Below are 12,528 nucleotides of genomic sequence, written 5' to 3'. Positions count from 1 at the left end.
GGCCCACTCCAGCGCAGGATTGCCATCGATCCGCAAGCACGTCTCGATCCGGTACAGGCCGCCGGCCGGAACGTTGTCCAGGACGACACGCCAGCCGCGGTCGTCCGTCATCTCCGCCTTCGTCCAATCGACGACCGTCTCCGCGCTTTCTTCGCGAACGACCCGGGCGTACGCCTGCGCCTCGCGCGCCGGCTCGTCCGTGCGCCACTTCCCGGACAGCCCGATGGCCGCCGAACCGTTCCTCTGCTGCACGATCGCCCAATCCGGCGGTCCTTGCTCCACGATGACTCCGATTTGTTTATTTTCCACGATTATTCGCCTCACCGAGATAGATTTACCGACGGTCTCTTAACCAGATAGACGCCGAGCAGCAGTCCGAGCAGCGCCATGGCCGCCATTCCCCGATACAGCGCGGCTCCGCCGAATTCGTCGAATACCCAGCCTCCGGCCGTTCTTGATCGTCTTCGTCCTGTCGCTGACCATTCCCCACAGCGGCTGGGAGACGATGCTGACGAAGCTGCCTACGCCGAGCACGAACCCGATGTGCGTTCCCGATATGCCGACCTTCGCGGCATAGACGGGAAGGAACGACAGGAACAGCGCGAACATGGCGAAGTACAGAAAGTTAAAAACCCGAAGCCTGTTGACGACCGACACGCGTTACTCCTTGTCCGCCGGGTAGACGAGCCCCGTCTGCCTGCGGGCTTCGTCCATCAGCTCCATGACCTTGATCGAGTTGGCGTAAGAATTCGCGTCCGACTCCAGCTTCCCGGCCGCGATCAGATCGGCGAATTCCCGCACCTCGTAGTACATCGCGTTGTCCTCCTGAGGCTGCGTCAGCTCCTCGACCGATCCGTCGCGATAACGGATGTGCGCCGTGTCCGGACGGCTGATTTTATCGAATACGATCGTTCCGTTCTCGCCCTGAATCTCGGCGCTCGAGTACGAGTCAACGATTTTCGAGTAATGCACGACCGCGTCCATTCCCTCGTAGCCGAGCAGCAGGCTGCCTGCTCCGTCCGCGCCGGATGCCAGCTTGAAGGCGCTCGCCTGTACCCGCTCCGGCGCACCGAACAGCACGACGAGCGGATAGAGGCAATAGACGCCGAGGTCCATGAGCGCGCCGTTCGACAATGCCGGATTAAACGCGTTCGGCAGCTCTCCCCGCTTGTACAGATCGTAGCGCGACGAATATTGGCAGTAGCTGCCGGAATACCGGCGCACCGTTCCGATCTTGTGCAAATTGTCCCGCACCGCCCGGAACGTCGGCGTAAACGTCGACTTCATCGCTTCCATCAGCAGCACGCCGTTCTCCTTCGCCGCCTCGATCATCCGTCGCACCTCGCGCGTGTTGGATGCGAGCGGTTTTTCGCACAGCACGTGCTTGCCCTTGCCCATGATCAGAATCGCCTGATCGGCGTGGGCCGCATTCGGGCTCGCGACATAGACGGCATCGAACTCTTCTGCTGACGCGAACCGTTCCAGATCCGTATAGACGTGCGGAATGCCATGCTTGTCCGCGAACGCGCGGCCCTTGTCCTCCGTTCGGGAGAATACCGCCGTCAGCGCGATATCGTCGTTCCTCTTCGCCGCGTCGATGAAGTCGTCCGTAATCCAGTTCGTTCCGATAATGCCGAATCTAAGCATGTTCGCCAATCCCTTCGTCTCTATATGTTAAACAAATCCAGCTGCTCCGGCGCGCGAACGACCGGAAGCTCGTATACGGGCTGTCCCAGCATGCGCATCAGCTGCTTGGCGTTGCCCGCCGCATGTCCGCCCGAATTGTTGTTGAAAATGACGCCCACCGTCCGGCTTTGCTCCGCCAGGCGCCGGACGATCGCGGTCCACTCGTCCAATTCGCTCTCCTTGTAATCGTACAGGTAGCGGACTGCCCGCCAATTGGCGTTGCCGCTCTGGTTCCAGCCCCCTACGTTCCTGCCGTGCAGGCGGACGAGCGTGTAGTCCGGGCTGGTCGCCACGGGAACGATCGGGATCGACCCGATACCCGCCTGAGGCTCGTCGCACACGCTGTGAATCCAGCCCCCGTCCCGCATGAAAGCAAGGGTTCTCTCCCTCATCTCCGGCACGAACCAGCTCTGGTGCCTGAACTCGAGCGCGCACGGGAAACCTTCCATCCTTTTCTTCGTCTCGCGCAGCAATCGGACGTTCTCTTTCGTGCAATCGAACCAGGGAGGATATTGGAACAGCGCCGCCGTCAGCTTGCCGGCTTCCCGAAGCGGAGTCAAGCTGTCCCGCAGCGAGCCGTACATGTCGTTGTCGTTCTCGTAATAGGGCTTGCCTCGCAGATGGCCCGTCATGCCCTGATAGGCTTTGACGACGAAGCCGAAGCCCTCCGGCGTCTCCTCGGCATAGCGCGCCATCCTGTCCGGAGGCTGCACCGCGTAGAAGGCGCTGTCCATCTCCACGATGGCGAAATGCCTGGCATACCCCTTGAGCTTGTCCTTCGCCGGCGTCCCCGGCGGATACAACGGATCGTGGTCCCCCCAGCCGGCCAGGCCTATGACAATCATGGCGGTGTCCTCCTTCCCGTCGATCGCGCTCCGATTCGACGTCCTACAACGAGTCTATCGGTTTAGCTTCCTTTCTTGAACCTCTCATGACTAAAGTCACGAGATTCTTGGGTAGTCCCTTCTAACGAAGAGAAGTTCACCAAGCTAACCCTGTCGTTCCGACAGTTCGTGTAAGGATTACACAGTAAGAAGTCTTTTGCCTTCGGCAAGAATGTTCAGGCTTGCGTTAAAGTCTCGGTCGTGATGCGCTCCACATTCCGGGCAGTCCCATTCACGCAACTTCAAATCTTTTACATCTTTGTGCTTATAGCCACAGCAGGAGCATAATTGCGAAGATGCGAATGTTGGGCCTACAGCCACTACTATGCGGCCATACCACTTCGCTTTGTACTCTAGCATGGAGCGAAACATCGACCAGGAAACCTCGCTAATGGCCTTGGCTAACTTACGATTCTTGACCATATGGGCTACCTGTAAATCTTCAATCGCAATGATGTCGTGGTTTTTGACAATATGCGTTGAAATCTGATGCAAGTAGTCCGTACGAGCATTCATGATTTTCTCGTGAATACGCGCTACTTTGATGCGCTGCTTGTTCCAGTTGCTGCTGCCTTTCATCATACGGGTAAGTTTACGCTGTGCTCTTGCCAGTCTTTCTTCCCATCTGCGAAAGAATTTGGGGTTGCCCACGACTACACCATTGGATAGAATTGCAAAATCTTTCAACCCAACATCGATGCCAACTTCTTTGCCTGTTTTCGGCAACTCATGGATGTTGACTTCTGCAAGCACGGATATAAAGTATTTCCCGCTTGGCCTGCGTGTAATCGTAGCGTTCAGGATTCGCCCTTCAACTTCACGGCTTTTAGCCCATTTCACAAGTCCAAGTTTAGGCAACTTGATCTGATTGTCTACAATTTCAATATTTCCATTCGTGTAGTTTGTTTGATAGGACTGTACAGGATTCTTTTTACTCTTATACTTTGGCGCATCGTTTTGTTTTTTGAAAAATCGATTGTATGCGTCACTTAAATTCCTCAGTGCATTTTGTAAAGAAAATTTGTCCGGTTCTCTCAACCAGTCTATTTCTTGTTTTAGTTTGGTGAGTTCAGCAGAACATGCTCCATAAGATAAGCCCTTTCCTGTCTCTTTATAGGTGTCACTCCATAGGGCTAGAAAACGATTATACACAAATCGAGCGCATCCAATCGTCTTGTTAATGAGTGTTGCTTGTTCTGGCGTGGGATAAATTCGGAATTTATAAGCTTTATTCACCACCATTGCTTTTCACTTCACTTTCTGATTTTGGATATACGTTCTTATCTGCTCTTCTGTATGTTCACTGACTGTTGCAACAAAATTTAACGCTTTAATCATACCAGGTATTGAATGCTGTGGTGTACATTCCACTAAGAGATGAATGTGATCGGAGTCGCTTTCAATTTCAGATATAGTGAAGTTGTTATCGGATGCAATCCGAATAAGAATTTCTTTTAGTCTTACGTCGACTTCTTCCACAAGTATCTTGTGTCGGTACTTTACGCACCCATACGATGTGGTACTGAATGGCATAGACGTAACCACGACCACGCTTTATTTCTGACATATGATCACCTCTGATTACAGGATAACCTATGTCAGCGATATTCACCTATAGAAACCTTGACATTAAAGGGATTGTTGTAATCGTCACCTAAACATGTGTCGGATAGTTAACGTGGCATAAGCCACGTCCTATCCGATGTTTTCTAACTCATGCCTGAAGTCACGAGTTTGCGAAAACTATGCATCAAGCGCCCGCCTGGAATGCAACGAGACGTTCGTTCCAATCCTGCGTCGCTCTATGCTTCTTACAAAAGGATTTTTGTCCCATTTTGACGAATAGGTGTAAAATGCATTCTATAGACGGGAGCGATTACCATCTTCGACGACGAGAAAAAAAACAAGGAACGTCCTAAACTCAAGGTCATCCATTTCGACAAGGACAAGCAATCGCTCGTGGAAACGGAGCAACCCGGCACGACGTTCGCGGACGTCGGCGGTTTGGAGGAAGTGAAGCAGACGATACGCATGAACTTCATCCTTCCCCTCCAGCAGCCCGAGTTGTTCCAGGCGTTCGGCATGCAAGCCGGCGGAAGCCTACTCCTCTACGGTCCGCCCGGCTGCGGCAAAACGTTCCTCGCCCGGGCGGTTGCCGGGGAGATCAAAGCGAACTTCATCCATCTCGAATTGCAGGCGATCCTATCGATGTATATCGGAGAGAGCGAGCACAACCTGCACGATCTGTTCGAGAAGGCGCGCACGGAGAAGCCTTGCGTGCTGTTTATCGACGAGTTGGACGCGCTGGGGGGCAGCCGCCACCAGATGCGCCAGCATCATGAACGCATGCTCGTTAACCAACTGCTGATCGAGCTCGACGGATTGCACTCCTTTAATCAAGAGGTATTCGTCATCGGGGCAACGAATACGCCCTGGTACTTGGACACGGCCCTGCGCCGGCCCGGACGGTTCAACCAATTGGCTTTCGTCGCCCCTCCCGGCGCGGCGGAACGGGAAACGATCCTGCGGCTGAAAACGTCGGAAAAACCGCAGCAGGAGCTCGACTTCCGCAAGTTTTCGTCGCAGACGAACCTGTTCTCGGGGGCGGACTTGAACCGGCTCGTGGACGAGGCAACGCAATCGGCTCTTCGGCGATCGCTGCAATCCGGCAGCATCCAACCGATCACGAACGACGATCTCTCGCAAAGCTTGAAACAAAGAAAGCCTTCCACGCTGGAGTGGTTTCAAACGGCCAAAAACTACGCCACCTTCAGCGACTCGAACAAAGACTATCAGGTAGTGCTGGATTATATGAAAGAGCATAGGCTGCGTTGAGGAGGAGTCGCCGGTGGAACACCTTCAAGTCCGCCATCCGTATTTGCATAAAATCTTGCAGTTAGTCTCTTGGGAGCGGTATAAGGACGCCCTGAACGAAGCGGAGGAATGGATCCGGCAGGATCCGGACGATGCCGAGGCGCTTGCTTGGCTGGCCTTCGTATACCGATTTCTCGACATGGACAAGGCGCTCCATTGGAGCGGAGAGGCGCTTGCGCGGGATCCCGAATCGGAGCTGGCGTGGAGAACCCGGCTGTTCGTCTATTACGAGCGACAAAATTGGGAGCCGTTCAAGCGAACCGCCGAGGAGATGCTGCGGTTATTTCCGGAAGAAGGCTATATCTATCGTTTAAAAGCCCAGTACCTGCTGTTGTCGAAAAACGTAGCTGAAGCCAAGGACCTGCTCCTGCAAGCCGTCGCCTTGGATCATTCCGCCGAGAGCTACGCGGTTTATTCGTACGCGGCCGCGCTGTCCGGAGAGTACAACGCGTCCATGGAAGCGGAGAGAACCGCGTTGAGGGAAGAGCCGGAGAACGTGCAAGTGCTGCTCTACACCGGCTGGGCAGCCGATCAGAGAAGCGACTATAAGCAGGCGTTGGAGCGGATGAGCGCCGCGGTTCGCCTGGATCCCGACAATAAGCAAACGCGCGACGAATACTTGGAGACGCTGCAGAAATCGTACTGGTTTTACCGAATCCTGCTGCTCCCGAACTTCCTCAAGAGAATGAAGCCCTGGCAGATTCTTCTCCTCTGGGTCGCCTGCTGGCTGCTGTTCCGCCCGCTTCTCTTCGTCTTCATCGTGCTGTATATCGCGTCGTACTGGGTCAGCAAATGGCTCGTGCACGTAAAGGTCTTCGGCTTCCGGCGCGCCCCGCGAGGCGGGAAGGGCTGAATTCCGGCCGGAACTTATTGGTAAGAGCCTATTCCGTCCCGAACGGCATCTTCCGTTCGAAAGTATGTTACAATCCCATGACGAGAGCAACTTTACGGCTTGTTCTGCGTTCATAATTCGACAAGCTATTCTGAAGTCTGCGGATATCGATAGACAACAAGAGAGGTGCTAGAAAAAGAGAGATGAGAGAATTGGGAGTGGAGACAAACCAGACCGTACCTGCCGACACTTACAGAGAGAGATCGTCCAGGCGCAGGCGCAAGGGCGTCGCGCTCTTCTTCGTCCTATTGTGGCTGGCCCTGATCGCAGGGGGCGTCTACGGAACGAAATGGTATTCCGACCGGATTCAGCAGCAGGTGTCCGCGAATCTGGAACGGCAGACCGCCTCGCAGATCGCGGCGATGCAGAAAGATTACGAGAGTCGGATCGCGGAGCTGGAAGCCGATTTTCAGGGGCAAATGGCGCAGTTGGACGGCCAGGTGCAGACGCTAAACGAGCTGCTCACCTTCGCCAAGGACAACGCCGATACGAAAACCGACAACAGCAACAAGCTGTACACGCAGCTCGCGGAAGTGAAAAAGCAGCTTAACGAGCTGAAGAAGAGTTTGGACGTGCTGAAATGAGCAGCGCCTCCATCCGATCGATGAACCGGACGCTGCTCCTGGCGACCGCTCCTTTTCTCGGTCTGCTGGCCTGGCTGCTCGTCTCGAACGTCGAGCTTGCGCTGTCCGACTCGGCTTACCCGGCGAATGAAGCGCGATCGTCCGATCTGAGCGCCGACACCGCCCCGGTGATGGACGGCTTGAGTCAGGCCGAGCTTCTGGCCCAAGGCACCGGCCAATCGATCAAGAAGCAGATCGCGCTGTACAACAAGACGAACGCCGACATGAACCAGATTGCCGAAGTCGCCTCCAAGCAAGCCGCGCGGCCTTATCAAATCTACGACAAGCGCATTACGAGCAAGCTTGGCAAGCCGGCTTCCACGATGAATTCGGACAAGCTGACGGCGCAATTGTTCCCCTTGAACAGCCAGCACTTCAACGGCTACGCGCTGAAAATCAAGCTGAAGAAGGAAGACGCCATGAAGCTCGTGCTCGGCAAGGACGTTCAAGGCGGGGCGGAAACGACGCTCGAGGCGGTCAAACGCTACAAAGCCGCTATCGGGATCAACGGCGGCGGCTTCGCGGACGGGGGCGGCAAGCGGTATCCGCTCGGAACGACGATCGTCGACGGCGAATACGTGGGCGGGTTCCAGCCGACGTACAAGGACCTGTTCTTCGTCGGCATGAACGAGAGCAACAAGCTGATCGGCGGCAAATTCTCCAACAAGTCGCAGCTCGACGCGAAGAGCCCGAAGTTCGGCGCTTCTTTCGTGCCGATTCTGCTGCAGAACGGGAGATCCGCGGAAATCCCGGCCAAGTGGCAGACAAGCCCGAAACGGGCACCCCGCACGGTCATCGCCAATTACAAGGACGACCAGCTGCTGTTCCTCGTCGTCGACGGCTACAACGAGAAGGGCAGCTCTGGCGCGACGCTGGCGGAGATGCAGATTTTGCTGAAGCGCTTCGGGGCGATCAACGGCTACAACCTCGACGGCGGCGGCTCGACGTCTCTCGTCTGGAACGGGCGTGTCATCAACAATCCGTCCGACGGCCAGCTTCGCAAGCTTCCTACGAACTTCTTATTTTTTGCCTGACCCGCGCAAAACGGGGCTTCCTATTGCCCGACGAGCAGCGCCGCGCCGATCGCTCCGGCTTCCTTGCCCAGCGTCGGACCAACGAAGCGGACGCCCGCCGCCATCGAGGAGATGCCGCGGTCGGCGATCGCTTCGTGCATCGGATCGAGCAGCGCGGCGCCGATGTTCGCGGCGCCTCCTCCGATGACAACCACTTCCGGATTCATGACGTGGATGATGGTGACCATGCCGTTGCCCAGCGCGTGACCGGCTTCTCTCAGCACGCGCATGGACAGCTCGTCGCCTTCGGCTGCCGCTTCCGCGACATGACGCGAGGTCAGCGCCGCTCCCCCGGCTTTGCCGAGCAGAGCCGCGGCTTTCTCGGGATATTCGGCGGCCAGCTTCCCGGCGTTTCTCGCGATTGCCGTTCCGGAGGCGTACAGCTCCAGGCAGCCCGCGTTGCCGCAGGTGCAGCGGGGACCGTTCATGTCGACGGTAATATGACCCAGCTCGCCCGCGCTGTTGTCTCTGCCGCGAATGAGGCGGCCCGAGCTGACGATGCCCGCCCCGATTCCCGTCGACACGGTCACGTACACGCAGTTTTGCGTGCCTTTTCCCGCGCCTGCCGCCCACTCGCCGTAAGCCGCCGCGTTGGCGTCGTTCTCCAGGCTGACGGGCACGCCGAACTCTTCCTCCAGCCGCTTGCCCAAGGGGATATCGTTCCAGCCCAGATTTGCCGCGTACGCGACGATGCCTTCTTTCGCGTTTAACGTGCCTGCCGTCGCGACGCCGATGCTCGCAAGCTCCCGCTCGGAAGTCAAGCTGCTCTTAATCAGTCCGACCATCCGGCCGATGACGGCTTCCGCCCCTTCGTGCGCCTGCGTGGCGGTTTCCGAACGGTAGACGACGTCTCCTTGCTCGTCCAACAGAAGCGCGAGAATTTTCGTCCCGCCCAGATCGATGCCTGCGTAAACTTTGTTGCTCATGTGTATGACCTCCCAATTAGTCCAGAACGGATGCGCTGAATATTTTTTGCAGCATGATCGTCGCGGAGCCGTACAGAGCTCCTTTGTCTCCGAACGACGCCTGCAGTACCCGATCCCGGGTGAACGGGAACGGAAAAGGAAACTTCTCCATGGCGTCCGAGAGCTTGTCGGAAAATTTCGCGGAGCGGTTCATCCATCCCTCGATAATGACGGCCTCGGGGCTCATGAAGTTAACGGCGCTCGCGATCATCAGCCGCGCTGCGTCGAGAATCCGGTCGAAGATCGGCTCCAGCCACGCTTCTCCGTCATCGTACCGGGCAAGCGCCTCCTCGAAATCGGCAGGGACGGCGACTCCCAGCTCTCTGGCCGCGTCCTGGCACCTTTTCAAGATAAAAGGACTGGTCAATACGGTCTCCACGCAGCCGCGCTGACCGCAATTGCAGATCTCCCCTTGGGAGTCCACCGGAATATGTCCGATTTCTCCGGCCGAGCCCCGGTAGCCCGAATGAATCTGGCCGTTCAGAATGATGCCCGCGCCGATGCCTTCGTTAATCGTGAAGTAGACAAGACTGCTCTTGTCCTTCCCCGCTCCGGAGTAATGCTCCGCGAAGGCGGCGGCGTTGGAATCGTTAACGATCTTGATCGGCACGTCCGGGAAGAAAGCCGCCACCTGTCTTCTCAAGTTGAAGTTGGTCAGCCTCAGCAAGCTCGAGAACAGAACGGTGCCTTCCTGCTCGTCGATAATGCCGGGCGTCGAGATGCCGATTCCCTTGATCCGCTCGGAGCGGACCGACTCGGCTTGATCCATGCACTCCCGCAGCGCGGAATGAATCTGCTCCGCCAGCGAATCGTTGCCGAACGCGATCTTCGTCTTGTACTCGGAGATCAGTTGACCGTGCAGGTTCAGCACGGCGCAGATCAAATACCGGTTGCCGAAAGAAATGCCGATCACGTAACCGCCGTCTTTGTTGATCTGCAGCGTGATCGCTTTCCTCCCCGCTCCGGCGGACGGCTTCTCCCCGATCTCTTCGACGAAGTTTTTCCCGATCAGCTCTTCGATCAGCGCGGATACCGTCGTCGCGCTCAGCTTGGTGATCTTCGTCAGCTCCGCCCGGGTCATGCGCCCTTCCCGGTGAAGCAGATTCATGATCATCGCCGTGTTGATCTCTTTCATCAATTGCAGATTTCCTTTAACGCGCACGACTTCCGTCCCTCCTGCCCTGCGGCGGATATCTGTCAGGGAGAGATAAGCCGGAACGAGTTTTCGCGCCGACGCCGCATCCGCAATTATTTCATTCACTGGACTAATTTATTCGTAAAACGGCTAAGTCACACATTCATTATACCCTCGGAGCGATCCGGCGGACAAGCGGGCATTGCTATCCATGCGGAATTCCGCTCGGGAATCGGCCACACGCTGGCTTGGACGACCGCAACGAACCGGCTCGAATCCCGTCGTTTTTGAATTTATACGGCGGCTTGCGTATACTAGAAATATAATCTATTCCCATACGAATTGGAGGAGATTGATCATGAGCCAAACGGCCTCTCATCTGCAAGACTCGGTAGCGCTGAACAACGGCGTACGCATGCCATGGTTCGGACTGGGCGTATTCAAAGTCCAGGAAGGAAACGAAGTCGTCGATTCGGTAAAAACGGCCATCAAGCACGGTTATCGCAGCATCGATACCGCGGCGATCTATCGGAACGAGGAAGGCGTCGGACAAGCGATCGCGGAAGCGATCCGCGAATACTCGGTGCCTCGCGAAGAACTGTTCGTCACCTCCAAAGTATGGAACTCCGATCAAGGCTACCGGTCGACGCTGGACGCGTTCGACCTTAGCCTGAAGAAGCTGGGCCTCGACTATCTGGATCTCTATCTCATCCATTGGCCGGTCAAAGGCAAATACAAAGAAACGTGGAAAGCGCTCGAGCATATTTATAAGTCGGGCAAAGTCCGGGCGATCGGCGTCAGCAACTTCCACGTCCACCACCTCGAAGACTTGCTTGCCGAAGCGGAAATCGTTCCGGCGGTCGACCAAGTGGAGCTGCACCCGTACTTGACGCAGGTCGGGCTCCGCGAATTCGCCCAATCCAAGGGCATTCAGATCGAAGCCTGGTCCCCGCTGGCCCAAGGGCTCGTGCTGAAGGACCCAGCCATCGAGGCGCTTGCCGCCAAGTATGGCAAAACCGCCGCGCAGATCGTGCTGCGCTGGAATCTGCAGAGCGGCATCGTCACGATTCCGAAGTCGGTTCAGCCGGCGCGCATTGTCGGCAACGCGGACTTGTTCGATTTCGAACTCAGCGGGGAAGACGTCGCGGCCATCGATGCCCTTAACCGCAACCAGCGGGTCGGCTCCGATCCGGACAACTTTAACTTCTAAGCGACGCCGCCCTCTCCGGGCGCATCCGAAAGAAGGCTTTGTCTCCTCCGCGGTCCTGCGGGAGACAAAGCCTTCTGCGTCGAAACGGCTGCTTGGGGCGATCAGACGCCCGTACGCCGCTTCTGGTTGTTTTGCACCTTGTGAATTTGCGTCTTCATCTTCTTCGTCTCCGTCGAGAAGCCGCCCTTCCCGCCCGCGCCTTGGCGCCCCTGCTTCTTGCGTTCCAGAATGCGCTTGATCGCTTCGGCCTGGCTCAGCTTCTTCCCGTCATCCCCGTCTTGGCCTTCAGCGGCCGGATTCGCGCGACTGTCGTCCATTTTCTCGCCCCCATGATCGTATCCCGTCTATTCTACAACACCGAGGCGGTTCAAGTCCTGTTTTTTCCGTAAAAGATCTCGTCCATCTCCGCCTGCAACTGCCTCGTGATCGCTTCTTGCTCCCGCGGGCTCAACTGGTCCTTGCCGTAGCCGAACAAATAGTTGTTCAGATCGAATTCGCGCAGCTTGCACTTCGTATGGAAAATATGCTCCTGGTACACGTTAGCGTCGATCATGTCGTATTGCCGCACGATTTCTTCGGGAATGTAATTTTGGATAGAGTTAATGCTATGGTCGATGAATAGCTTGTGGCCGTGAATGTCCCTCGTAAATCCCCTGACGCGATAGTCGATCGTCATAATGTCCGTGTCGAACGAGCTGATCAAATAGTTAAGCGCCTTAAGAGGGGAGATCTCGCCGCATGTCGAAACGTCGATGTCCGCGCGGAACGTGCTGATGCCTTCGCTCGGATGGTACTCCGGGTACGTGTGCACGGTGACGTGGCTCTTGTCCAGCTGCATGACGACGTTGCCCGGCAGCGGGCCGGGCGATTCCTCGTACGAAGCGGCCGGCACTTCCACGATCGGCCCTTCGGAGACGAGCAAGGTTACGCTTGCTCCTTGGGGCACGTAATCCTGCTTGGCGGTGTTCAGCACGTGCGCCCCGATCATGTCGGAAACGGTGCTCAGAATATGAGTCAGGCGGTCCGAATTGTACTGTTCGTCGATATAGGCGATATACGCTTTGCGTTCTTCCTTCGTTTTCGTATAACAAATATCGTACATATTGAAGCTGAGCGTCTTCGTCAAGTTGTTGAACCCGTGCAGCGTGATCCGATCATCATCGGCCGTCGACATTCGTCATCCCCC

General features: G+C 56.5%; 14 protein-coding genes and 1 pseudogene. 5 read left to right on the top strand and 10 right to left on the bottom strand.

Annotated features, from left to right (window positions below; all coding sequences use genetic code 11):
- From ACESLM_RS03285 to tnpA, 6 genes and pseudogenes are all read right to left on the bottom strand, one after another.
- The coding region (locus tag ACESLM_RS03285; RefSeq protein ID WP_372629935.1) for a hypothetical protein at nucleotides 1-309 on the bottom strand (309 nt) is incomplete at its 3' end.
- A 39-nt stretch (nucleotides 310-348) separates the two neighbouring features.
- Nucleotides 349-657 (bottom strand): MFS transporter, encoded by a 309-nt coding sequence (locus ACESLM_RS03280; RefSeq protein WP_372629934.1) that lies wholly within the window; start codon nucleotides 655-657, stop codon nucleotides 349-351.
- Between the two features lie 3 nt (nucleotides 658-660).
- The gene (locus ACESLM_RS03275) at nucleotides 661-1,647 is read right to left on the bottom strand and encodes a Gfo/Idh/MocA family protein (protein ID WP_372629933.1); all 987 of its coding nucleotides are present in this window, start codon (nucleotides 1,645-1,647) and stop codon (nucleotides 661-663) included.
- 20 nt (nucleotides 1,648-1,667) lie between these two features.
- Nucleotides 1,668-2,531, bottom strand: coding sequence for a DUF72 domain-containing protein (locus ACESLM_RS03270; RefSeq protein WP_372629932.1), 864 nt, complete (start codon nucleotides 2,529-2,531; stop codon nucleotides 1,668-1,670).
- A 177-nt stretch (nucleotides 2,532-2,708) separates the two neighbouring features.
- On the bottom strand, nucleotides 2,709-3,812 hold the full coding sequence (tnpB, locus tag ACESLM_RS03265; protein ID WP_372629931.1) for an IS200/IS605 family element RNA-guided endonuclease TnpB: 1,104 nt from the start codon (nucleotides 3,810-3,812) through the stop codon (nucleotides 2,709-2,711).
- Between the two features lie 6 nt (nucleotides 3,813-3,818).
- A pseudogene (gene tnpA / locus ACESLM_RS03260) lies at nucleotides 3,819-4,137 on the bottom strand (IS200/IS605 family transposase).
- A 314-nt stretch (nucleotides 4,138-4,451) separates the two neighbouring features.
- Here tnpA and ACESLM_RS03255 point away from each other — a divergent pair.
- From ACESLM_RS03255 to ACESLM_RS03240, 4 genes are all read left to right on the top strand, one after another.
- Nucleotides 4,452-5,405 carry an ATP-binding protein gene (locus tag ACESLM_RS03255; protein ID WP_372629969.1) on the top strand — a complete coding sequence of 318 codons (954 nt, stop codon included), beginning with the start codon at nucleotides 4,452-4,454 and terminating at the stop codon, nucleotides 5,403-5,405.
- A 13-nt stretch (nucleotides 5,406-5,418) separates the two neighbouring features.
- Nucleotides 5,419-6,297 (top strand): tetratricopeptide repeat protein, encoded by an 879-nt coding sequence (locus ACESLM_RS03250; RefSeq protein ID WP_372629930.1) that lies wholly within the window; start codon nucleotides 5,419-5,421, stop codon nucleotides 6,295-6,297.
- A 197-nt stretch (nucleotides 6,298-6,494) separates the two neighbouring features.
- Nucleotides 6,495-6,920 (top strand): hypothetical protein, encoded by a 426-nt coding sequence (locus ACESLM_RS03245; RefSeq protein WP_372629929.1) that lies wholly within the window; start codon nucleotides 6,495-6,497, stop codon nucleotides 6,918-6,920.
- Nucleotides 6,917-7,993 carry a phosphodiester glycosidase family protein gene (locus tag ACESLM_RS03240; protein ID WP_372629928.1) on the top strand — a complete coding sequence of 359 codons (1,077 nt, stop codon included), beginning with the start codon at nucleotides 6,917-6,919 and terminating at the stop codon, nucleotides 7,991-7,993. Before ACESLM_RS03245 ends, ACESLM_RS03240 begins: the two co-directional genes overlap by 4 nt.
- Before the next feature lie 20 nt (nucleotides 7,994-8,013).
- Here ACESLM_RS03240 and ACESLM_RS03235 read toward each other — a convergent pair whose 3' ends face one another.
- Together ACESLM_RS03235 and ACESLM_RS03230 are read right to left on the bottom strand one after the other, a co-directional pair.
- Nucleotides 8,014-8,958 carry an ROK family protein gene (locus ACESLM_RS03235; protein ID WP_372629927.1) on the bottom strand — a complete coding sequence of 315 codons (945 nt, stop codon included), beginning with the start codon at nucleotides 8,956-8,958 and terminating at the stop codon, nucleotides 8,014-8,016.
- Between the two features lie 16 nt (nucleotides 8,959-8,974).
- Complete coding sequence (locus ACESLM_RS03230) at nucleotides 8,975-10,159, bottom strand: ROK family transcriptional regulator (protein ID WP_372629926.1); 1,185 nt, start codon at nucleotides 10,157-10,159, stop codon at nucleotides 8,975-8,977.
- Nucleotides 10,160-10,490: 331 nt separating this feature from the next.
- Here ACESLM_RS03230 and ACESLM_RS03225 point away from each other — a divergent pair, with 331 nt between their 5' ends.
- Nucleotides 10,491-11,342, top strand: a complete 852-nt coding sequence (locus ACESLM_RS03225; RefSeq protein WP_372629925.1) for an aldo/keto reductase — start codon at nucleotides 10,491-10,493, stop codon at nucleotides 11,340-11,342.
- A gap of 101 nt (nucleotides 11,343-11,443) precedes the next feature.
- Here the strand turns inward: ACESLM_RS03225 and ACESLM_RS03220 are convergent, their stop codons facing one another.
- On the bottom strand, nucleotides 11,444-11,659 hold the full coding sequence (locus ACESLM_RS03220) for a hypothetical protein (RefSeq protein ID WP_372629924.1): 216 nt from the start codon (nucleotides 11,657-11,659) through the stop codon (nucleotides 11,444-11,446).
- A 50-nt stretch (nucleotides 11,660-11,709) separates the two neighbouring features.
- Nucleotides 11,710-12,516 (bottom strand): adenosylmethionine decarboxylase, encoded by an 807-nt coding sequence (gene speD / locus ACESLM_RS03215; RefSeq protein WP_372629923.1) that lies wholly within the window; start codon nucleotides 12,514-12,516, stop codon nucleotides 11,710-11,712.
- Between the last annotated feature and the right edge of the window lie 12 nt (nucleotides 12,517-12,528).

It is taken from the genome of Cohnella sp. (assembly GCF_041641335.1).
GTDB lineage: Bacteria > Bacillota > Bacilli > Paenibacillales > Paenibacillaceae > Cohnella.
This window is presented reverse-complemented; position numbering and strand designations above follow the sequence as displayed.

Coding starts and splice junctions, on each gene's coding strand:
- ACESLM_RS03275 (WP_372629933.1), bottom strand. CDS start 1,647: ATGCTTAGATTCGGCATTATCGGAACGAACTGGATTACGGACGACTTC.
- ACESLM_RS03270 (WP_372629932.1), bottom strand. CDS start 2,531: ATGATTGTCATAGGCCTGGCCGGCTGGGGGGACCACGATCCGTTGTAT.
- tnpB (WP_372629931.1), bottom strand. CDS start 3,812: ATGGTGGTGAATAAAGCTTATAAATTCCGAATTTATCCCACGCCAGAA.
- ACESLM_RS03240 (WP_372629928.1), top strand. CDS start 6,917: ATGAGCAGCGCCTCCATCCGATCGATGAACCGGACGCTGCTCCTGGCG.
- ACESLM_RS03235 (WP_372629927.1), bottom strand. CDS start 8,958: ATGAGCAACAAAGTTTACGCAGGCATCGATCTGGGCGGGACGAAAATT.
- ACESLM_RS03225 (WP_372629925.1), top strand. CDS start 10,491: ATGAGCCAAACGGCCTCTCATCTGCAAGACTCGGTAGCGCTGAACAAC.
- ACESLM_RS03220 (WP_372629924.1), bottom strand. CDS start 11,659: ATGGACGACAGTCGCGCGAATCCGGCCGCTGAAGGCCAAGACGGGGAT.
- speD (WP_372629923.1), bottom strand. CDS start 12,516: ATGTCGACGGCCGATGATGATCGGATCACGCTGCACGGGTTCAACAAC.